The 20,144-nt window shown below is 65.0% G+C and carries 16 protein-coding genes and 1 pseudogene; 6 read left to right on the top strand and 11 right to left on the bottom strand.

From position 1 onward, the window contains the following. Window positions 1-89: 89 nt before the first annotated feature. A complete protein-coding gene (locus RCH10_RS04935; protein WP_409051518.1) occupies window positions 90-6,146 on the bottom strand; it encodes an alpha-2-macroglobulin family protein in 6,057 nt (2,018 codons plus the stop codon). Between the two features lie 58 nt (window positions 6,147-6,204). Between RCH10_RS04935 and opgC the strand changes: the two genes are divergently transcribed. Continuing rightward, a complete protein-coding gene (opgC, locus tag RCH10_RS04930) occupies window positions 6,205-7,389 on the top strand; it encodes an OpgC domain-containing protein (protein WP_409051517.1) in 1,185 nt (394 codons plus the stop codon). Here the strand turns inward: opgC and RCH10_RS04925 are convergent. From RCH10_RS04925 to argH, 4 genes are all read right to left on the bottom strand, one after another. Then, window positions 7,316-8,143, bottom strand: a complete 828-nt coding sequence (locus RCH10_RS04925) for an SGNH/GDSL hydrolase family protein (protein WP_409051516.1) — start codon at window positions 8,141-8,143, stop codon at window positions 7,316-7,318. The two genes, opgC and RCH10_RS04925, sit on opposite strands and share 74 nt — an antisense overlap. Before the next feature lie 4 nt (window positions 8,144-8,147). Beyond that, window positions 8,148-8,906 carry an anti-sigma factor domain-containing protein gene (locus tag RCH10_RS04920; RefSeq protein WP_409051515.1) on the bottom strand — a complete coding sequence of 253 codons (759 nt, stop codon included), beginning with the start codon at window positions 8,904-8,906 and terminating at the stop codon, window positions 8,148-8,150. Window positions 8,907-8,937: 31 nt separating this feature from the next. Continuing rightward, window positions 8,938-9,513: a sigma-70 family RNA polymerase sigma factor gene (locus RCH10_RS04915; protein WP_409051514.1), complete on the bottom strand. Its 576-nt coding sequence runs from the start codon at window positions 9,511-9,513 to the stop codon at window positions 8,938-8,940. 113 nt (window positions 9,514-9,626) lie between these two features. Next, a complete protein-coding gene (argH, locus tag RCH10_RS04910) occupies window positions 9,627-11,042 on the bottom strand; it encodes an argininosuccinate lyase (protein ID WP_409051513.1) in 1,416 nt (471 codons plus the stop codon). A gap of 118 nt (window positions 11,043-11,160) precedes the next feature. Here argH and RCH10_RS04905 point away from each other — a divergent pair, with 118 nt between their 5' ends. Genes RCH10_RS04905 through RCH10_RS04895 form a run of 3 tightly spaced genes read left to right on the top strand, consistent with a single transcriptional unit; the run spans window position 11,161 to window position 14,244 of the window. Further along, a complete protein-coding gene (locus RCH10_RS04905) occupies window positions 11,161-12,216 on the top strand; it encodes a histidine kinase (protein WP_323497578.1) in 1,056 nt (351 codons plus the stop codon). Window positions 12,217-12,265: 49 nt separating this feature from the next. Continuing rightward, on the top strand, window positions 12,266-13,012 hold the full coding sequence (locus tag RCH10_RS04900) for a LytR/AlgR family response regulator transcription factor (RefSeq protein WP_409051512.1): 747 nt from the start codon (window positions 12,266-12,268) through the stop codon (window positions 13,010-13,012). Beyond that, window positions 13,009-14,244 carry an AI-2E family transporter gene (locus tag RCH10_RS04895; protein ID WP_409051511.1) on the top strand — a complete coding sequence of 412 codons (1,236 nt, stop codon included), beginning with the start codon at window positions 13,009-13,011 and terminating at the stop codon, window positions 14,242-14,244. Before RCH10_RS04900 ends, RCH10_RS04895 begins: the two co-directional genes overlap by 4 nt. Here the strand turns inward: RCH10_RS04895 and RCH10_RS04890 are convergent. From RCH10_RS04890 to RCH10_RS04865, 6 genes are all read right to left on the bottom strand, one after another. Further along, window positions 14,219-14,890, bottom strand: a complete 672-nt coding sequence (locus RCH10_RS04890) for a hypothetical protein (protein ID WP_409051510.1) — start codon at window positions 14,888-14,890, stop codon at window positions 14,219-14,221. The two genes, RCH10_RS04895 and RCH10_RS04890, sit on opposite strands and share 26 nt — an antisense overlap. Before the next feature lie 291 nt (window positions 14,891-15,181). Next, window positions 15,182-15,529 (bottom strand): hypothetical protein, encoded by a 348-nt coding sequence (locus RCH10_RS04885; protein WP_409051509.1) that lies wholly within the window; start codon window positions 15,527-15,529, stop codon window positions 15,182-15,184. Further along, window positions 15,526-15,840 (bottom strand): GIY-YIG nuclease family protein, encoded by a 315-nt coding sequence (locus tag RCH10_RS04880; protein ID WP_409051508.1) that lies wholly within the window; start codon window positions 15,838-15,840, stop codon window positions 15,526-15,528. Before RCH10_RS04880 ends, RCH10_RS04885 begins: the two co-directional genes overlap by 4 nt. Beyond that, window positions 15,818-17,221, bottom strand: coding sequence for an MATE family efflux transporter (locus RCH10_RS04875; protein ID WP_409051507.1), 1,404 nt, complete (start codon window positions 17,219-17,221; stop codon window positions 15,818-15,820). Before RCH10_RS04875 ends, RCH10_RS04880 begins: the two co-directional genes overlap by 23 nt. Window positions 17,222-17,312: 91 nt before the next feature. Next, on the bottom strand, window positions 17,313-17,885 hold the full coding sequence (locus tag RCH10_RS04870) for a DUF2239 family protein (protein WP_409051506.1): 573 nt from the start codon (window positions 17,883-17,885) through the stop codon (window positions 17,313-17,315). Window positions 17,886-18,170: 285 nt separating this feature from the next. After that, entirely contained in the window at window positions 18,171-19,415 is a 1,245-nt protein-coding gene (locus tag RCH10_RS04865; protein WP_409051505.1) for a glycosyltransferase, read from the bottom strand. A 49-nt stretch (window positions 19,416-19,464) separates the two neighbouring features. Here RCH10_RS04865 and RCH10_RS04860 point away from each other — a divergent pair. Both RCH10_RS04860 and RCH10_RS04855 read left to right on the top strand, forming a co-directional pair. Then, window positions 19,465-19,653, top strand: a pseudogene (locus tag RCH10_RS04860) (TetR/AcrR family transcriptional regulator); the annotation flags it as partial. After that, window positions 19,654-20,100, top strand: a complete 447-nt coding sequence (locus RCH10_RS04855; RefSeq protein WP_409051696.1) for a TetR-like C-terminal domain-containing protein — start codon at window positions 19,654-19,656, stop codon at window positions 20,098-20,100. Window positions 20,101-20,144 lie beyond the last annotated feature (44 nt).

Raw genomic sequence — 20,144 nt, 5'->3', positions numbered from 1 at the left:
AGATTTGTCACGGTTCGGGGAGTTGAAACAGAAAGCCTTTCTGCTTTCTGCTGGCTCTCCGGTCCGCACCGGCGCCGGATGTAAACCTTTTACTTCGCTGGTTCCACCTTCACTCGCGCATTCGGCACTTCGCCGAACATTTCGGGCGCATACATCGCCTCGACGCGGCTTGGCGGCAGCGCGAAGTCGCCGACGTTGTTCAGGCGCACGGTGTACTCCATCTTGACCACGCCCTTCGGCATGTACTCGTAGTAGCTGCGGAAGGCTTCGAAGCTGCGTTCTTCAAAAGCCGCCCAACCCGCGCCGTTCTTCTTTTCGCCTTGCGTAGCGATCTGCGAATCGCGGCCGAGGCCGCCGCCGAGGATGGTCGCGCCACCGGGAATCGGGTCGCTGATGACGACCCAGGTCATGTCGGCACTGGCGTTCACTTCTAGGGCGATGCGCAGGATGTCGCCGCGGGTGTAGACGCCCGGCGTGGCCTGCTCGACCGGCGTGATGGTCTTCTTGATCTGGTAGCCGGCCGCGAACGGCGCCTTGAGTTGGACCGCGGCGATCGACTGCAGCGTGAGCCACGGCTTGCCGGTGCCTTGCTGCGTCACCAGGAGCGTGTCGTGCGAAGCAGGCGTGACTGCCGCTGCGGCTGCGCCGGCGACTGCTGGAGTCGCTGCCGGCCACGGCAGGAACATGCTGTTGTTGCGCAGGTTGCCAGGCGAGGCGGGCGCGCCGAAGAACGTCCTTTGGTTCGGTACGCCGGCCGCATCGCTCGCCTTCACACGCTCGACCTTGCTCCAGTCGACTTGCGCCTTGATGGTGCCGAGCGTCGCCGCGGTGATGCCGGTCACCGGCGCGCTCTCGAAGGCCTTGGAGAATTTCTCCAGCGCGAGGCCGCCCCACAGATTGGCGGTGGTCGTGTGCCAGGCACCGTTCTGCTGGCGGCCGATGAAGCCGTTGGCCAGCTTGCCGATGTCGTCTTTCCATGCCGGGTCGTCCATCACGCTCAACAGCAGGCGCGCGGTATTGACATCGCCATTGGTCATGAGCCACCACCAGTAGTCGTCCTGCTCGGTGCTGAAGATGAGCTTGGTGCCCTGGTAGCTCAGGCGCGCCTTCAGCACGTTGTTCGCTTCGTCCAGGCGCTGCTGCCGCTGCGGCACATCGGCCACGCGCTTCAGGATGTTCATCCAGTCGATGACCGCGCTGGTCGGCCACTGGTTGGGCGCGATGGTGATGCTGGTCGTCATGCGGCCCTGCGCCTTGCCGTAGCGCGACAGCGCCTCGAGCGCCGCGAGCTTACGCACATCCAGGTCTTTGCGCGGGCTCCAGAACTCGCGCTGGATCTTGCCTTCGACGAAGGCGATCAAGCCGGCAAGCATCGGCGCTGCGACGTCGTCGGGCAAGGCGAAGGCAGGGTTGAGCGCAGCTGCTTCCTGCGTCGCTGCCAGCAGGTACGAGGTCAGGATGTCGCTGCCGCGATTCGCCTCGCCATCGCGTGGCGGAAAGTAGTTGGCCAAGCCATCGCCATCGAGGTAGCTCGGGATCTGCGCGACCACGCCTTTCCACAACTGGCCGTCGCGCAGTCCGACCGATTTACTGGTCTTCTGCTCGAGACAAATGAAGGGGTAGTTGGCGAAGTAGTCGCGCACGCCGGGCAGGCCTTCGGCCAGTTTCGGTTGCAAGGACATCTTTAGACCGCCGCGGCCGGGCAGGGCGTCGGCAGGCATCGCGACATCGAGCGTGAAGGGCCCGTCGAGCTGGACCAGCGTCGCTTGCTGCACCGTCAACGGCACCGCTGGAATGATGCGTTGCCGCACCTTCAATGCATCGCGCGCGGCGCTGTTTCCGGTACTGCCGGTACTGCCGGCGGTGATGTCCCTGGCCTCGATCTCCCACAGGACAGCCTCGGCCCGCGTTTGCGCGAGTTGCGCCGGTGCGGTCACCATCCACGCGACTTCACGCGATTCGCCGGCGGGGATGTCGACCGTTTGCGGCGCCAGCGTGAGCAACGTCGCACGCGGTGCCGCCTCGACCTTCATCGGCTTCTGCGTGGTGTTGCGCAGGGTGAACTGCGCGCGGAACTGATCGTCCTCGCGCACCAGCGGCGGCAGGCCACTGATGATCTGCAGGTCTTGCGTGGCCTGGACCGTGGTCTGGCCCGTGCCGAAAAGTCCGGTGCCTGCATCGGCCACCGCGACGATGCGGAAGGTCGTCAGCGCATCGTTGAGCGGCACCGTCACCACGGCCTGGCCGTTGGCATCCAGCACCACGCGCGGGTTCCACAAAAGCAGCGTGTCGAGCAGCTCGCGCGCTGCGCCCTTGCCGCCACCGCCGCCGGCCGGCACGGCCTTGCGCCCGTAGTGCCGGCGCCCTACGATTTCCATTTGCGCCGTCGAGGTGCTCACGCCCCAGCTGCGCCGTTGCAGCATCGCTTCGAGCAGGTTCCAGCTGTCGTTGGGCATCAGTTCGAGGAGCGCCTGGTCGACCGCGGCCAGGGCCACTTCGGCGCCTGCGGCCGGTTTGCCATCGGGCAGCTTGCCTGTGATGGTCACTTGCGCCTTGCCACGCACGGGGTAGCTCGGCTTGTCGCTCGTCACCTTCACGTCGATCTGGTGCGCACGCGTGCCGACACGAATCTCGGCCAGGCCCAGTCGATAGGCCGGCTTGCTCAGGTCGACCATCGCCGTCGGCGCGACGTACTCCTTGCCCTCGTACCAAAAAGCGGTCCACCACTCGCGCGGCGCCTTGAAGCCCCAGGTGAAGAAGCTGTACCACGGCACTTCACGCAGGCGGCCGCGTAACGCGAGCACGCTCACATAGGCGTTCGGTCCCCACTCGGACTTGACTGTGAGGCTCACTGTCGGGTCTTGCCCGTTAAGTTGAACCACGTGCGTTTCGATGATGCCCTCCCGCTCGACCGAGACCAGCGCGGTCGCAAAGCGGAATGGCATGCGCACCTGGAACTTGGCGACCTCGCCCGGCTGGTAGCTCTTCTTTTCGGGCAGCACGTCGATGCGGTCGTTGTCTTCGCCGCCAAACCAGATTTCTCCCTGCTTGGTCACATACACCGAGTTGGCGGCGACGCTGGCGTTGCCATCCTTGTCCTTTGCGCTGACGATGAGTTCGACACGTCCCGGCTCGGTCAGCGATGCATCGCACAGCAGCAGGCCATGGCTGTCGCTCTTGCCGCTGCACACGGTGCCAAGGTCCTTGGTTTCGGTCTTGTTGTCGTAGGTATAGAAGCCGCCGACCATGCGCTTCCGACTGCTGGTCGTGATGCGCGCGATGGCCTTGACGTCGAGCGCGACGTCGGCCTGAGGCTTGCCGCTCAGGTCGAGTGCGAGTGCCTGGAACTTGAGCTTCTGGCCGACCGAGATCCAGCTCTCGGTCTTGACGCCGGCAATCACTGCGGCGGGCCACAGGGTCTGCGTGCTGCGGATGGTTTGCACCTCGCCGTTCGGGTCGGCGTAAGTGGCTTCGAGCAGCAGTTCGCGCGGTGCGATATTCTTAGGAACTTTGTCGACCGTCACCTTGCCGGCACCGTTCTTGTCGAGCGTCACCGGCAGCTTGTCCGCGATGACGCGCGCGTCTTGCGATGCGTCGGCTTCTTCATCGGCACCGGCGGCCGAAGCGTCCTGCTTTTGCGGCGGCGTGAAGCTGAAGCTGTCGTAGTCGCCGAAGCTCAGGTTCTTGCCACGCACCAGCGCCGACACGCGCACCGGCAGGTTGGCCGCGCCGCCGCCCGCCACGTAGTTGATCTGCACGTCGGTCGGCACCGTGGTCGCGTTGACCAGCGGCTTCTTGTCGGTCGGCGTGACCCGGCCTTCGAGCACCGGCAGGCGGAACTCTTCGACGCGGAACGAGCCGGTCGATAGGGCGCGGCTGTCGTCGTCGCTCTCGCCGCCGGACTTTCCGGCTTTTGCTTTTCCACCCGAAAGCGCCACCGTGTACAGCCCGAGCTTGGCCGCTGGCGGAATGGCGAAGGTGTTCTCTGCACTGCGTCCGCCCGTCGCGGTCTTGCGCCAGGTGATCGGCTGGTCGTAGTCCTGCCCGCTGCCGACGTGGGTGATGACCAGCGTGTCGGGCAGGTCGTCCGTCACGCCGAAGCCTGCGCTGGTCTGCGTGCGCATCAGGTGCTTCATCGACACCGTCTCGCCAGCGCGCAACAGCGTGCGGTCGAAAAGGGTGTGGGCCACGCGATCGGGCTCGGCCTGCAGGCTGGTCGGTACGTTGAAGCGATAGGGCTCGATGCCGCGCTGCCAGTCGGTCCAGGTGAAGGCGAGATCGTCGCCGGCGCGTGCGCTGACAAAATAGGCACCGGTGCCGTAGTCGTCGCCGTCGCTGTTGCCGTCACTGCCCCCTGCGCCGTTGCACTTCGGCGCGTCCGGCGAGATGCCCTTCAGCGTGACGACACCGCTCGCATCGGTGGTGCCGGTCTCGACTTCCTTGCCGCGGCAATCGGACACGCGCACCTTCGCGTTGGCGACGACTTGGCCCTTGTCGAGCGTTGTCACCCAGGCCAGCGCGTTCTCGCGACCGAGCTTGAAGTGCACGGCCAGATTGGTGGCCAGCGCGGTGGTGCGCACGTACATCGTGCGGCCCGCGCCATAGCGCTCGTCGAGCAGCGAATCACCCAGCTTTTGAGAGGCGATCTCCAGCACGTGGAAGCCCGGCGTGAGCGGGATGCCGATCACTTCGAAAGGACGAGGATCACCGCCTTCGGTCTTCGGCATGTCGAGCGTCTTCACGCCGACTTGTCCGCTGAGCAGCGACAGCATGCGCGTCTGCACGTTGTCTTTTTCGTCCTTGTCGATCACCTTGGGCAGCGCACCCTTTGTGTCGGCACGCGCCAGCTTGCGGTCGACCGTGTAGCTGTTGTCGTAGAACCTCACCTTGCGATACCAGGCGATGATCTCGGCATCGGTCTGCGGGTTCATGTCGCTGACCTTGCCAGGCGTCAAAGCGTTGACCCGCAGGGCGGGCTCGACACGTCGCACCGTCACTGGCATCAGCGCCACACCGCCGGGTTCGGCAAAGCGCTCGATCACGCCGAAGGGCGAGGCGGCGAACTTGGCGAGTGGCGGCATCAGACCAGTGGCCGTTTTCATCGGGAAGCTGCCCGGCGCTGCGAGCGCACGGCCCGATGCATCGACGAACTTCGCAGGCAGCGCGATGGTGAAGGGCGTGCTCTCGGCAAAAGGCGGCGCAAAGGCGACGGACTCGACCACCGTATCGTCGTCGGCGTTGTCCTCGTCGGCCTTCGGCATGAGAGTCTTGTCGCCGCCCTTCATCGTGATCTGCATTGCCAGCTTGCGCGCCACCGGCGCGTTGAAGCGCAATTCCATCGGGCGCAACGGCAGGCAGGCCGCCTGCGCGTTCTCGCGCTCGCAGGTGAACGACACCGCGAACGGTTCGCGCACTTCGAAAGCGAATCGCTTTTCGATCGTGTTGGCAATGCCCGACGGCGTCGCCACGCCTTTGCCGTAGACGATCTGCACACGGCTTGCCGGCGTCAACGTGCGGTTGCATTGCATCGTGACGAAGCGCAGCGGCTCCTTCTCGGCGGCCTTGTCCTGCCCGAACGACTTGAGCAGGCCGGTACGGTCTGCCCCTTCGATCAGGCGCACCGGCACGCGTTCACCGACGCCATCGACTGCGCACCAGACGTTCTGCCGCACGCTGACCAGCGCGGCCGGGCCGCTGAGTTCGAGCGCGAAGAGTTGTTGCTCGTCGATCTTTCCGTAGCTCGGCTGCACGTTGCGCACGAACGGGCCGCCACTGTTGAACTGGTAGCGCTCCGGGCCGGTCAGGTCGGCCCCGGTACCCGACTTGAAATCGGCGATGCGCGTGACTGTGCAGCGCACGCCGGGCGGCAGATCGTTCTCGAAGTCGTAGACCCATTGCTTCTCGCCGGTCCAGCGACCGGTGCCCTTGCCTGCGGCGGCGTCGGTGCAACTCACCGTGAGCGGCGCGGGTGCTTTGGGGTCGCCGAACTTGACTGCGGGCTGATCGAACTTGGCGACGATCTGGCGCACACGCGCCACTTCGCCTTGGGGCGTGAGACTGGTGATCTGCAGCGCGTGGGCGGGTAACGTCACCAGGGCCAGCGAGACGCCTGTGCCCAGCGCCCATTTGGAAAGCAATCGGTTCATCGGGTTCCTCCCTCTTTAGGGGCCGCAGCGTAGCCGATTCATACAATCGACGCGACCAATGAAACGCCTCTGGGAAATCGACGCACTGCGCGGGCTGATGCTCGTGCTGATGACCGTCACCCACTTGCCGACACGGCTCACCGACCCGCTCGGCCAGCCTTTCGGTTTTGTCTCCGCGGCGGAGGGTTTCGTGCTGTTGTCGGCCTTTGTGTCGGGGCTGGTGTACAGCCGCATCGGTTACAGCCAGGGCGTGGATCTGATGCGGCGTGCCTTCTGGAAGCGCGCGCTCAAGGTTTATCTGAGCCAAGCCGCAACGCTGCTGTTTCTGTTCTTCGTGATCACCGCGGTGAGCCTGCGCATCGACCAGGCGGCGGTGAAGAACCTGGTGTCGTACTACCTCGCGCAGCCGCATCGAGGCTTCATCTACAGCCTGCTGCTGATCTACGAACCGGCGCTGCTCGACATCTTGCCGATGTACATCTTTTTCATGCTGTTGAGCCCGTGGGTCATGGCCTTCGGCTTGCGCCACGGCTGGCTGGGCGTGATGGCGATGAGCACGGCGCTCTGGGTGCTGGCGCAGTTAGGGCTGAGCGAATGGATCTATGCCTTCACCGTGCACTGGACGGGCTTGCCGGTGCCGTTCCAGGAAATGGGAGCGTTCAACACCTTCGGCTGGCAGTTCCTGTGGTTCACCGGGCTGTGGCTGGGCGCCAGCCGCAACGCGCCCGATGCCAGGCCGTTGCGCTTTCCGTCATGGCTGGTGTCGCTCGCGGCGGTGGTCGCGCTGTACGGCCTGGTGTGGCGGCACTTCGGCGCGCACGGGCAGGCGCCTTTTGGCGGCGATGTCGAACTCAACCTGCTGTTCGACAAGTGGCAGCTAGGCCCGCTGCGCCTGCTCGACCTGGCTGCGCTGGGCATCCTCGCGGTGCGCTTCGGGCCCGCCATCATCGAACGCCTGCCGCGCTTTCGATGGCTGGAGGCGATGGGCTCCGCATCGTTGCCGGTTTTTTGCGCGCACTTGGTCGCGGTGCTCACGGTGCTGGCTTTCTACGGTGACAGCCAGACCGCCCGGCCCTGGTGGGGCGACGCCTTGTTATTGCTCGCGGTGTTCGGCTGGCTCTACGCGGTGGCGTGGGCGGTGTTGCGCTGGGACCGGCGCAAGTCAGCCGTCAACGCGGCGGCGCGGCTGCCGTCGGCGATGTCACGATTGCAGGAGCCGGTGGCACCAGATGCGAAGCGATGAGCGACTGCCACAGCGCATAGCCGGTCGCGTTCATGTGCAGCTGGTCGCCGCGAAAGAGCTCGGTTCGCGGGCGTCCATCGGCACCCAGCATGGGAGTGAACACGTCGACGTAATCGCTGTTGCCCAAGGTACGCAGATACGCTGAAACGATGTTGTTGGTCTCGCGGATCTGCGGCAAGACCTTCTCGCGCGACGGGCTCGGCTTGACCGAAATGAAGGTGATGCGTGCATTCGGGGCGTCGGCCCGCACCGCATTGGCAAAACGCGCAAAGCTGTGCAGCACTTGCAGCGGCGTTTGGCCTTCGACGAGGTCGTTGTCGCCAGCGTAGACCACCACCTGCCTCGGTTTGTATTGGCCGACGAGCTGATGCTCGAGCACGCTGTGCTCGGCCAGTGTCGAGCCGCCCACGCCGCGCTGGATCACATTGGGAACCTGCGAAAAGTCTTGCGCCAGATGCGGCCACAGGCGGATGGTCGAGCTGCCGACGAACACCACACCCTCGAGCGGCGGCGGTTGTGCGTGGTCGGCGGCGGCGATGGCGTCCAGCTCCTGACGCCACCGTGCGTGCGCGGCCAAGGATTGCGTGGCCGTGGCCTGCTCGGCGGCAGTAACCGCCGCATCTGCTGCGACTGCGTCCGCGATGGACTTGGTGACGGGCTGCGCGTAGAGATTCGTCGCGCCCAGCAGGAATGCGCACGAGAACGACAGGGCAAGCTGCAGCTTCAGTCGCTGCCCGCGCTCGATCAAGCGCATCGCATCACAGCATTTTCTCGATCAGCGCACCCTTGAACAGCACCGGGCCGGTCGGTCCGCTGCCGGGTGGCACGCCGCCTCGCGGCTCCAGGGTGATCGCCAGTGTCGGCACGGCATGCATCTCCGATGCCGAGGCCGCGAGCTTCAGGGCCGGCTGGTCGCCCAGCACGCCGAGTGACCGCGGCGCGGCGCCCGGTGGCAAGGCCCAGAGTTGCAGCGAGTGGTCGGCGGCTGTTTGGTAGCTGCCCACGCGCTGCAGCACCAGCTGACGGCTCTTTGGATCGAAGGTGACGAGCATCGACGCGGCGGACTTGTCGTCTTGCAGCACGGCCACGTACTGCACGGCCGGCGCATTGCGCAGCTCATCGCGCAGGTTGATGCCGACGACCACCGCCAGCACCGTGGCCAAAGCGCCAGCGGCCGCGGCACCGCGCCACAACGCCAGGCTGCGCAGCCAGCCGACCGGACCGACCGCGACCGGGGTCACCGCGGGGGCAGTACGCTGTCGCTGCATGGCCTGATCGCTTTGTTCGGCCTCGATCATGTTGCGAATGCGTGTCCACACAGCCGGGTCGGGCGTGACCGATGCCTGCAACTCGGTCATGCTGGACAGGCGGCTCTGCCAGACCAGCGCCGCGGCGCGCACTGGTGCCTGCTCCCGCGCAATCGATTCGAAACGGCGCCGGGCGCCGCCACGCAGCGTGCCGAGCGCGTGGCTTGCAGCCAGCAGCTCGAGCAATTCAGGATGCGAAGAAAGGTTCATGGATAAGTCCCTGTGCGTCTCATGTTTTGCTTCAGGCGAAGCGGCCCATACAGACGCGCAGCTTCTCGAGGCCGCGGCGAATCCAGGTTTTGACGGTGCCGAGCGGCAGCTTGAGCTGCTCGGCCAGTTCACTGTGGCTCAAGTCGCGCAGGTAAGCCAGGCTCACCACCTCGCGTTGCCGGCCGTCGAGTTGGCTCAGGCACTGATGCAAGGCCCACGCCTGCTCGCTCGCATCGGCTATCGCGGAAGGGTCCGGCGCATCCGACTGCATCGTGTCCTCCATGATCTCGTCGAACTCCTGCGTGAGATGGGCGCGATCGGCGGTGCGCTTGCGCAGCAGGTCGAGCGCCCTGCTGCGCACGATCAGCCCCATCCACGCCATCGGCGGGCTCAGCGTGGCACGGTAGTCGCCCGCAACGCGCCAGATGGTCATGAAAGCCTCCTGCACCACGTCTTCGGCCCACTCGCGCTGGCGCACGACGCGCAGTGCGAGCCCGAAGAGTTTGGGCGCGGTGCGGTCATACAGAAGGCGCAATGCCGTTTCGTCGCGCTGGCCGACACGGTCGATCAGCGCCATCAGTTCGGCGTCGGGGCTGAGTGCTGTCATTGGCGAATTGTCGAACATGGGGCGTCATGTAGAAGGTACGAGCGGGCTTGCGTGTCGGATTCAGCGTGCCACATGTTGCACCGGGTTGTGCAAACGCGACGCTTTGAAGGTGATCAGCCCAGGCGTGCGCGGTGCCTTGCGATTTGCGCCCGCACCTGCACCGGGGCCGTGCCGCCGAGCGTGTTGCGCGCGTTGAGCGAGCCGCGCAGGCTCAGCACGTCGTACACATCTTTTTCGATGTTCGGGTTGAACTGCTGCAGCACCGTGAGCGGCAACTCCGACAAGTCGACCTTGTGCGATATGGCCGCCTTGACCGCGTGCGCCACGGTTTCGTGCGCATCGCGAAACGGCAGGCCCTTCTTCACGAGATAGTCGGCGAGGTCGGTCGCGGTGGCGTAGCCGCGCAGCGCAGCGGCTTCCATCGCCTCCGGTTTGACGGTGATGCCGCCGATCATTTCGGCAAAGATGCGCAGCGTGTCTTTCAAGGTGTCGACCGTGTCGAACAGCGGTTCCTTGTCTTCCTGGTTGTCCTTGTTGTAGGCCAGCGGCTGGCCCTTCATCAGGGTGATGAGCGCCATCAGATGGCCGACCACGCGGCCGGTCTTGCCGCGCGCCAGTTCGGGAACATCCGGGTTTTTCTTCTGCGGCATGATCGACGAGCCGGTCGTGAAACGGTCGGCGATCTGGATGAACGCGAAGTTCTGGCTCATCCACAACACCAGTTCTTCGCTCATGCGGCTGATGTGCACCATGCACAGGCTGGCCGCAGCGGTGAACTCGATCGCAAAGTCGCGGTCGCTCACTGCGTCGAGGCTGTTCTGGCAGACGTTGGCATGGCCGTGCTCGTCGACCATACCGAGCGTCTTAGCGACCATCTCGCGATCGAGCGGGTAGCTGGTACCGGCCAGTGCGGCGGCGCCCAGCGGCAGCCAGTTGACGCGCTTTCGCACGTCGAGCATGCGGGCCGCGTCGCGGGCGAACATCTCGACATAAGCCAGCATGTGGTGGCCGAAGCTCACCGGCTGGGCCACCTGCAAATGGGTGAAGCCAGGCAGGATGACCTCGACATTCTTGTCGGCAATGTCGACCAGCGCCTTCTGAAATTCGATCAGCAGGGCGGAGATCAGGTCGATCTCGCCACGCAGCCACAGGCGCACGTCGGTCGCGACCTGGTCGTTGCGGCTGCGGCCGGTGTGAAGGCGCTTGCCCGCATCTCCGACCAGCTGTGTCAAGCGTGCCTCGATGTTCAGGTGCACGTCTTCGAGGTCCAGCTTCCATTCGAAAGCGCCGGATTCGATCTCGGCACGAATCTGTGTCATCCCGCTTTGAATCGCGGCGTGGTCCTGCGCGCCGATGACCTTTTGTGCGGCGAGCATTGAGGCATGCGCCAGCGACCCCTCTATGTCAGCCTCCCACATCCTTTTGTCGAAGAACACGCTGGAGGTGTAGCGCTTCACCAGATCGCTCATGGGTTCGGAGAAGAGAGCCGACCAGGCTTCGGATTTCTTGTCGAGTTGGTTTTGGGTCATACGGGCCTGTCGAGGGGCGTGCCGGGAGGCAATAATGGGTTAGTCACCCACCGTTTCTGCGATGCGCAACCCGTCGATTTTATCGGGCACCTCTCCCAAAACCGCAGCGGCAACGCTCATGAAGACGCGTGCGTCCGCAATGGCCTCTGCAGCGCGGTCGGCGGGAAGAGCGCCGAACGGTGGCGCTGCGCTGTTCGATGCCTGCCAGATCGGGGTGGTGCTGCGGGCCGTGCTTTTCGTCGAAGCGGTGGTGGCGATTGCCACGCTCTTCGTTGCACCGACACCGGCCGACTGGCTCACCTTGGCGGCTACGGTCACGGGGGGCGCGTTGCCGGCCACGTTGCTGTGGCTGGTGTTGGCCTGTGCCTTGAAGAAGGTGCTCGGACGCCTGCCACGGCCCGCGCAGTACGCTGTCGGCAGCTTGCTTGGTTCGCTGTCGGCACTCTATGGCTGCGGCCTGCTGCGCCTGACCGGCGTGCTGGCGTCGGCGCCGTGGATCGCCAGCGTGCTGGCCGGTGGGCTGTTCGCTGCGGTGGTTATGGTGACGCTGGTTCTGCGCGCCCGTGGTCGCACGCCGGCCGCCACCACGGCACGGCTCGAAGAACTTCAAGCGCGCATTCGACCGCACTTCCTGTTCAACACGCTGAACAGTGCGATCGCCCTCGTGCGCGACGAGCCGGCCAAAGCCGAAGCGATGCTGGAAGACCTGAGCGAGCTGTTTCGGCAAGCCTTGGCCGAACCACGAGAGTCGGTCACGCTGGCCGACGAGATTGCGCTGGCCGAGCGCTATCTGGCGATCGAGCAGGTGCGCTTCGGCAATCGCTTGCGCATTCGCTGGGATCTGGACGCGGCAGCGAGTGGCGCGCGCCTGCCGCCGTTGCTGCTGCAGCCGCTGGTGGAGAACGCGGTCAAGCACGGCGTCGAGCCCAGTCCGGACGGTGCCAAGCTGCGAATTCGCACCGAGCGCCGCGGCAGCATGGTGGTGATCGAGGTCATCAACAGCTTGCCGCCGCTGCGCTGGGCCGACCAGCCATTGCCTCGCGGCCATGGCATTGCGCTGGACAACGTGCGCGACCGGTTGCGCCTGCTGCACGACATGCAGGCGCAGTTCAGCGCCGGGCTCGATCAGCAGAATTACCGCGTGCGCATCGCCATTCCGGCGGAAGCCGACTGATTTTCATGAACGGGCGCCACTCCAAGAGCGCCGCAAGCGAGACGAACCGATGAACTTGAAGACTCTCATCGTCGACGATGAAGCGCTCGCACGATCGCGTCTGCGCACCTTGCTCGGCGAGTGCACTGAGCCGGGCGCCGAAGTGGTTGCGGAAGCGGCGCAGGGCGCGGAAGCCCTGCAGCATCTGGCCAACACGCCCCTCGACTTGGTGCTGCTCGACATCCACATGCCGGGCATCGACGGACTCGAAGTCGCGCGCAGCCTGAAGGCGCGCAGCGACGCGCCAGCCGTGGTGTTCGTGACCGCGCACCCTGCGCATGCGGTAACCGCCTTTGAGCTCGATGCCGTCGACTACCTCACCAAGCCGGTGCGCGTCGAGCGCCTCCAGCAAGCGCTGCAAAAAGTCGAGCGCTACCTGAAAGACCGCCGCGGACAACAGCCCGAGGCGCCGCAAGAAACGTTGTTGATCCAGGACCGCGGCCGTGCCGAACGCGTGCCGCTGTCGGAGGTGCTGTACCTCAAGTCGGAATACAAATACCTGACGGTGCGCACCGCCACACGCAGCCATATCCTGGACGGTTCGCTGGTCGAGTTCGAAGAGCGCTACGCCGACCGCTTCGTGCGCGTGCATCGCAACGCGCTGGTGTCGCGTGCGGCCATTCGCGCACTCGAGAAGTACGACGACGGTGAAGACATCGACGGCTGGGCCTTGCGCCTCGAAGGCATTCCGGAGCCGGTCGTCGTGTCTCGACGGCAACTCAGCGCCGTGCGCGAGGCGATGAAGGAAGCGCCGTGACCGCCGGACACGCCGACGAGCTCCCTGACGATCTGCCGGAAGTCGTCGAGGCGGAACCGCAGCCGTTAGTCGAGCCACCGCCTACGGCGCTGAGTTCCGCGTTGGCGGAGAAGAAGGACGCCGAGCGCGTGCTGCTTCACATGCCCGTCGATGTGCGCAGTGCCTCTCTTGTGGTCCTGGCCGTGCTGGCAACGGTCTTCGCGCTGCAATGGGCTTCCGCGGTATTCATTCCGCTGATGGTGAGCCTGCTGCTCACCTATGCGCTGGCGCCGGTCGTCACGCGACTCGAGCGGATAAAAATTTCTCGCTGGTTCGGTGCAGCCGCGATTCTGTTGATATTGGGCGGTGCGATCGCATGGACCACCTATTCCCTCGCCGGTAGCGCGTTACAGCTTGTCGACTCGCTTCCGCTCGCGGCGCAAAAGCTGCGGGCGCAAGTGCGTCAGGGTGCAGCCGCGCGCACCGGCACGCCACTCGACAGCGTGCAGCAGGCGGCTTCGCAACTGGAGCGGGCAGCCGAAGAAAATTCGGCCAAGGTCGCAAGCCGCACCGGCGCCACGCGCGTGGTCGTCGAGCGCCCGGCGTTCAATGTGCGGGACTACATGTGGACCGGGACCGTCGGGCTGCTATCGGCAACCGGGCAGCTCACCTTGGTGGTGTTTCTCACGTTCTTTGCGCTCGGGTCGGGCAATACATTCCGGCGCAAGCTGGTGAAGATCACCGGGCCGAGCCTGGAGAAAAAGAAGATCACCGTGCACGTGCTGGACGACATGTCCAAGCAGATCGAGCGCTACCTGCTCGTCCAGATTTTCACCAGCGCATTGGTCGGCCTGGCGACCGGCTTGTCTTTCTGGGCGCTGGGGCTTGGCAATGCCGCGGTGTGGGGCATCCTTGCCGCTGTGACCAATCTCATCCCCTACATCGGCTCGGTAATTGTCATGGGCGCAGCGGGGCTGGTCGCCTTTTTGCAGTTCAACAGCATCCAGATGGCGCTCGTGATCGGCGGTGTCTCGCTGGTGATCCACACCCTCGTCGGCAATCTGCTGCTGCCGTTTTTGACCAGCCGCACCAGCCGCATGAACCCGCTCGCCGTCTTCGTCGGTGTGATCTTCTGGGGCTGGCTGTGGGGCGTGTGGGGCCTGCTGCTCGGCATCCCGATCATGATGGTCTTCAAGGCCGTCTGCGACCGCGTCGAAGACCTCCAGCCTATCGGTGAACTGCTGGGCGATTGACGTCGCTGGCGCGGTCGACGATGAAGCTCAGTGCGTGCCGGTAACTCGGCGTGTTGTTCTGGCCTGGCGCCGACGGTGCGGGCAGCGTAGTTTGCGATGCCGCCTTCACCGGCAATGTCACCCTGACCGTGCTGCGGTCGCCATCGAGCCCTTCGGTTTCGATGCGGAGGCCGACGATGCCATCGCCGCCTTTCAGTTGCGCCAGTGCGGCCCCGAGCGGCACTGCGCAGCTGTAGTGGCCGGGAGTCTTGCTGCCGCAGGCCGTGCGACCGGGCACATCTTTTGGCTCGCTTTGCGCTGAAGTCGAATACATGAAGACATTCACGTAACTCAACACGTCGGTCGCGACGAACATCAGCGACGCCTCCCTGGGGTCAGCGGCGCCAGCTGTCGGCTCCAGCTTTCTGGGAGAGACATCGAACACCACGAAAGGCGCATCGTTGGATGCATATTCGACCTTGGCGGGATAGGTTCCGAGGGCAGCAGCAAGGGCATTCGGATCGGCGGCGGGAGGCTTCGCAAAGCCTTTTTCAGCGGCATGCGTTCGTGGCGCTTTGCCCTGCGGTTTTACGCGTGCCGTCTCAGCCGCCGCAACGCTGAGTGGAAGAACAGTCGCCAGTGCCAACGCCGTGATCGTGCGCAACATGGAAGTCTCCGAAAGCTTTGCCGGAGTGTCCGCCTGCGGCGGCTTTCTGTCTCGACCGAAGGGTCAGGCTTAACCCTGTTGACGCGGTAACTTCGAGGGGCTTCGTGCGCCGGTAATCAGGGCTTGGTTCCTCCGCTGCGATTGCCGGCGGATCGTCTGGCGTGCGCAAGGCTGTTGAGCATCGGGGAATGCCAGTGTTGCAGATGGCGGTGCACTGATCAGCAGTGGTTGCAGTCGTTCGGGTAGACCAGTGGCTTGGCCGCTTCCGCCCAGAAGCGGTCCTTAAGGGCATCAGGTCGTACAGGCGTTCGCGGCCGTGTCCCGTGCCTCGTGCAGTCGTCGCCGGCCTTGCGGGCGCAGCATGATCCGGCGCTTGCCGTCGCCATCGACACCGCGCTCCATCAGCCCGATTTTCTCCAGGGGCAGCAGCCGCTGGAGCAAGCGCGAGGCTGGCGTGCACAAGGTGCGCGCGAGTTCCGTCGCTGGCACCGCGCCGCCAGCGGCATCCAGCACCGTCAGAAGCACGAAGTCGGCCCACGACAGGCCATGCCTGGTGCCGAGTTCGTCGTCGAGCACGAACACCATCGCCGCGTGCTTGAGGTGTCGTTCCAGGCAGGCGTGCAATGCTTCTTCGCTCACGGTTCCAGCCCTTGCAATTCGCGATGGATCTGCACCAACGCTTTCAGTTCGCCCGCGTAGTCGAAGCCCGCATCCTCACGTTCCTTCACAAGTTCCAGCACTTCGAAGGCGAGTCCTTCCAGGCCGCTGCGGTTCCACTCGGCCTGCAGCAGGCGGTCCGCATGCTTGCCCAAACCCAACTCAAATCGCGCACGATTCAGCGCCGCGTGAACGTTGCGGCTCGCGCCGAGCAGCATGTGACCGCTCGCGCGGACGCGGATCGCATAGATGCCCATGGGCTGGAAGGCGTCACGCGCCAGGCGCGCGGCCATCCGCCGTGCCGATCGCGACGCCTGCATGGCGGAAGAGTCCATCTTTTTTCTCCTTGTGACGGTAGTAGAGGCCGTGCAGCACCAGCATGGACAGGAACGCGGCAGGACAAGCCCAGAACACCCCTGCCAGCCCGAAGCGCGCCTCCAGCGCTGCGGCGACCGGCAACTCGACGCCAACGATGGCAGCCATGCTCAGGAGTGCCGGCACCAGCGCCGCGCCGCTTGCGCGCATTGCGCCTACCAGCACGTTGCTCGATCCGAGCAGCACCACGCTCCAGGCGACGGTTCGCACGATGGTGACCGACAGGTCCAGCACGGGGCCGGACTCCAGGAACACGCGCACTGCGAATGGCGCGAGCAGATGAGCGGCGACGACGAACAGTGTGGTGACCACGGCGTTCAGGCGCAGCCCCGTACCCACGATCGCAGGGAGCCTTTCGCGTTGTCCTGCGCCGACTGCGTGCGCGCCGAAGATCGCCGCGGCAATGCCCAGGCTCATCGCCGGGTACTGCACCCAGCTCAGGACCTGCGTCGCCGCGCCATAGGCGGCGGTCGCGGCCGACCCGTGGCGGTTCACCAGGCCCAGCAGCACGATCTCGGCAAGCGCCATCGCCAGCATCTGCAATGCGGCTGGCAGGCCGATGCGCAGCATGCGTTTGGCGATGGCCGCACTTGGCTTCCAGTCATGCCACCCGGTGCCGGTGGTGAGTGGATGGTTGCCCCGACGCCAGCGCCGGATCAGCACGGCGAGCGCGACCAGCTGCGCGACAAGTGTCGAGACCGCCACGCCCGCCGCGCCCAAAGGCGTTCCAGCAACGAGCAGCGGCGTGCATGCCGCACCCACCAGCGTCGCGGCCAGCAAGGACCACATTGGCGAGAGCGCATCGCCGGTGCCGCGGCTCAGGGACAGGCCCGCCCAGGTGACGAACACGAAGGGCATCACCAGCAACATGGCGCGCGCATAGCGGACTGCATCCGGTTGGATGTCCGGCGGCGTGCCGAGCGCTTGGATCAACTGCGGTGCAAACCACGCGCCGGCCGCCGCGACGACAAGCCCTGTGCCAAGCGCAGCCACAAAGGCCGTCGCACCCACGCGTCGCACCTGTGCCGCATCACGCGCACCCCATGCTTGTCCCGCAAGGATGGTGGCGCCTGCGCCAAGTCCAATGATTAGAGATAGCAGCAAGAAGAACACCGGGAAGAACGACGCGGCCGTTGCGATGCCGCGCACGCCCAGGAGACGCCCCAGCCAGAAGCCGTCGAGCAATCCGCCCGCGCTTTGGAGCGCGTGCGTCAGGACCAACGGTGTCAACAGCGCAAGGTAGCGCGTGCGCAGCGTTGGGGCCGGTCCGGGGCGGGTCGTCGGTTTTTGGTCGTTCATGAAGGCTCTTGGGAATTGCGGGCGTGCGTGTTCTCTCAGCGCTGCGGCCACGGGCCGCGCGCTGGTTGAAAAGATGGCGAAGAAGTCCGGCCTAGCCGGGTTCAGGTTCGGCGAGCTGGAGCACGTAGGCCCGCACGTCGTCCGGCCAGGCGGCCATGTGTGCCACCAGCCGCTCGTGGTCGCCGGCAAACAATGCCCGCGACGCTTCCTCGAAGCCGGCGAGGTCGCCGGCCAGCGTGGACATGGCGTGGTACGCACGGTCGCGCGCCTGGCGCTTCCGGTCCCGGTCGCCGCCGTTGCGCTTCGCTGCATGCACGAGCTTGCGCAAGGCCACAGAAGCGCCGCCTGGTTGCGCCGCGAGCCAGCCCCAGTGTTCTGGCAGCAGCGTCACTTCCCGCGCGACCACGCCAAGCTTGGGGCGACCACGGCCCTTGGGCGCTTGGAATGGCGCAGCCACGGTGTAACGCGCCGCAACGGCCTCCTCACCACCGCGCAGGTCCAAGTCGGCCGACTGGCCGCTGACATTGCTGAAGACCAACGGATGCCCCTCGGATTGCGCCTGCTGCGCGCGCAGCACGGCCACGGCAACCTCGTGCAAGGGGCCGGCAGTAAGACGTCGTCCATTCAGGAAAGCCGTGTAGATGAGCGGGATGGCTTGTTCCATATCGTTAATATTATCCGGGTTAAATTCAGGCGTCAATAACATCCGGGTAAATTAACTTGGCAGCACAGGCGTTGCATCGCATTTCAACCGTCGTACGACGGCTCAAGGACGGATCGCTGCAAAGCGGCCCTTGGCCAATGGGACGCGAGCGGCAGCAGTGCATCCGAACGGCCATCGACGTTGAAAGCGGTGATCGACTGCAACCAGTCTGAAGCAGTCATTGGGTACTCGGCAGCTAAGGACCGCTCTTGGCCCGATTGCTGCCTTTCGGAAATGCGCAGGCCACTATGTCATCGCCCCTTCCAAGACCTCGCAGGTCCCGCGCGAGCCATCTTGGCCTTCCATTCGAAACGCCAACTGTTCGCACGCGGCCCGCATTGCCGGTTCACTCAACAGGCGTCGTAACGCAGTATCTAACCGCGCTCCCCGATAGGAGCGCGGTAGCAGTTCGGTTGCCACTCCCAGGCGGCACGCCCGACTGGCGTTGTCAAACTGGTCATACGCCATGGGTCGGATGAGCTGCGGAATGCCGGCTCTCAGCGCTTGGCTCAGGGTGCCGATGCCACCGTGATGCACCACGGCCGCCGAGCGGGGGAAGAGGTGGCTGAACGATGCGTAGGGCACATGGACGACGCCCGCCGGCAAGGTGTCGGGGAGTTGGCTTCGTTGCCCCGCGACCAGGATGCCGCGCAAATTGAGGCGCTGGCAGGCCGCTGCCGACTCGGCGTAGAAATTCTCAGAGGTGGTGTTCGCCGTACCGGCGGTGAACACCACCGGCGCCGGACCCGCATCGATAAATGCCTGTAACTCTGGCGAAAGCGACCCCGCCTGCTCACCGTCGTACATGGGGAATCCGGTCAGCTTCAGGTCTCCTGGCCAATCGGGCTGACGCGGAGCCAGCCACTCTGGGAACATTCCGACAGTGACAGTTGCCTGGTGAATCCATTCATGGAATACACGCCGGATGGGAGCGAGGCCGAGCTCTGCGCGAACTTCATTGAGCGGCACACCAAACGCCGGGTCCAGGAAGCGTCGGTCCATCAACGCCCATGTCGCATGTTTGATGACACGCGGCCAGCGCTCGAAGTGCCCAAGCGGCGACATTCGAGGCGCCAGATGGTCGGAGCGAAACATCGAGGGAGCCAAATGCACCGCTGCGAACGGCAACCGCTGAACTTCGGCCAGCAGACGCGGCGCGAAAGCCAGCGATGAACCCACGAGCAATGTCTCACCCGCAAGCACGTCTCGAGCCATGGCGGCGAAAGTCGGCATGACCGTCGCCATGCCGCGTTGAGCAATCATGGCCAGTCCAGACTTGGTCTCGGTAGCCCGCGGGTCAGCCAAAGCGTCGCGGCCCAACTGTGCGTCGCTCGTCTCGACAAAGGTGAGGCCCGCGCTGTTTACCAGCGCGCTGAAGAGCCCGTTTCCATAGAGGCGGACATCATGGCCGCGCTCGCGCAACGCGCGACCAAGGCCGACGAAGGGAAGCATGTCGCCATGACTACCCACAGCAGAGATAAGAACGCGCAAAGCAAAACCTTCTAATGTGTACGGGTGTTAACTTTAGATAATGTAGACGATGTCAGCCTCCTTAGACCCAAGCCCGCGTGAGACTTACCACCACGGAGACCTCCGCACGGCGCTGCTGGATGTTGCTGAAACGCTTCTGGATGAAGGCGGACCGGAGGCCGTCAGCCTGCGCGAAGCAGCCCGGCGCGCAGGCGTATCTCCCACGGCTGCATACCGTCACTTTGCCGACAAGGAGTCGATGCAGGCGGCTTTGGCCGTGCGGGGGTTCGATGCTTTCGCGGCGTCTCTCGCCGAGGCAGCATCCAGCGAGCCGGTCGAGCCCTTGTCAGCGATGGGTCAAGCCTACGTGCGCTTTGCCGTTGCGCGACCGGGACGCTTTCGATTGATGTTCGGGACCGCAGTCGCAGAGCGTGAACGGCACCCCGAGCTGAAGGCGGCGGTAGAGCGCGCTTCGCTGGGATTTCGAGGGGCAGTCGGTTCTTCTGAGCCAGATGAACACGTCCTTGCGATGCTTCGCGCCTGGTCCATGATTCACGGCTTGGCGCAGCTGGCTATCGACGGCATGCTGCCAGGTTACGACCCGGAGCTTCTGGCGCGCGCGGTGACGACCAAAAAGTTGCCGGCCTCTACTACTTCTCGACAGAAAACCTCGTCGAAGGGCGCAGGGCCTCGCGCTTCAAAGTGAGTGGCCTGCGGGAAGGTCTGCTCCTGGCCCGACTCTAGCCGTTC

Source organism: Variovorax sp. GrIS 2.14 (assembly GCF_046115955.1).
Lineage (GTDB): Bacteria > Pseudomonadota > Gammaproteobacteria > Burkholderiales > Burkholderiaceae_C > Variovorax.
This window is presented reverse-complemented; position numbering and strand designations above follow the sequence as displayed.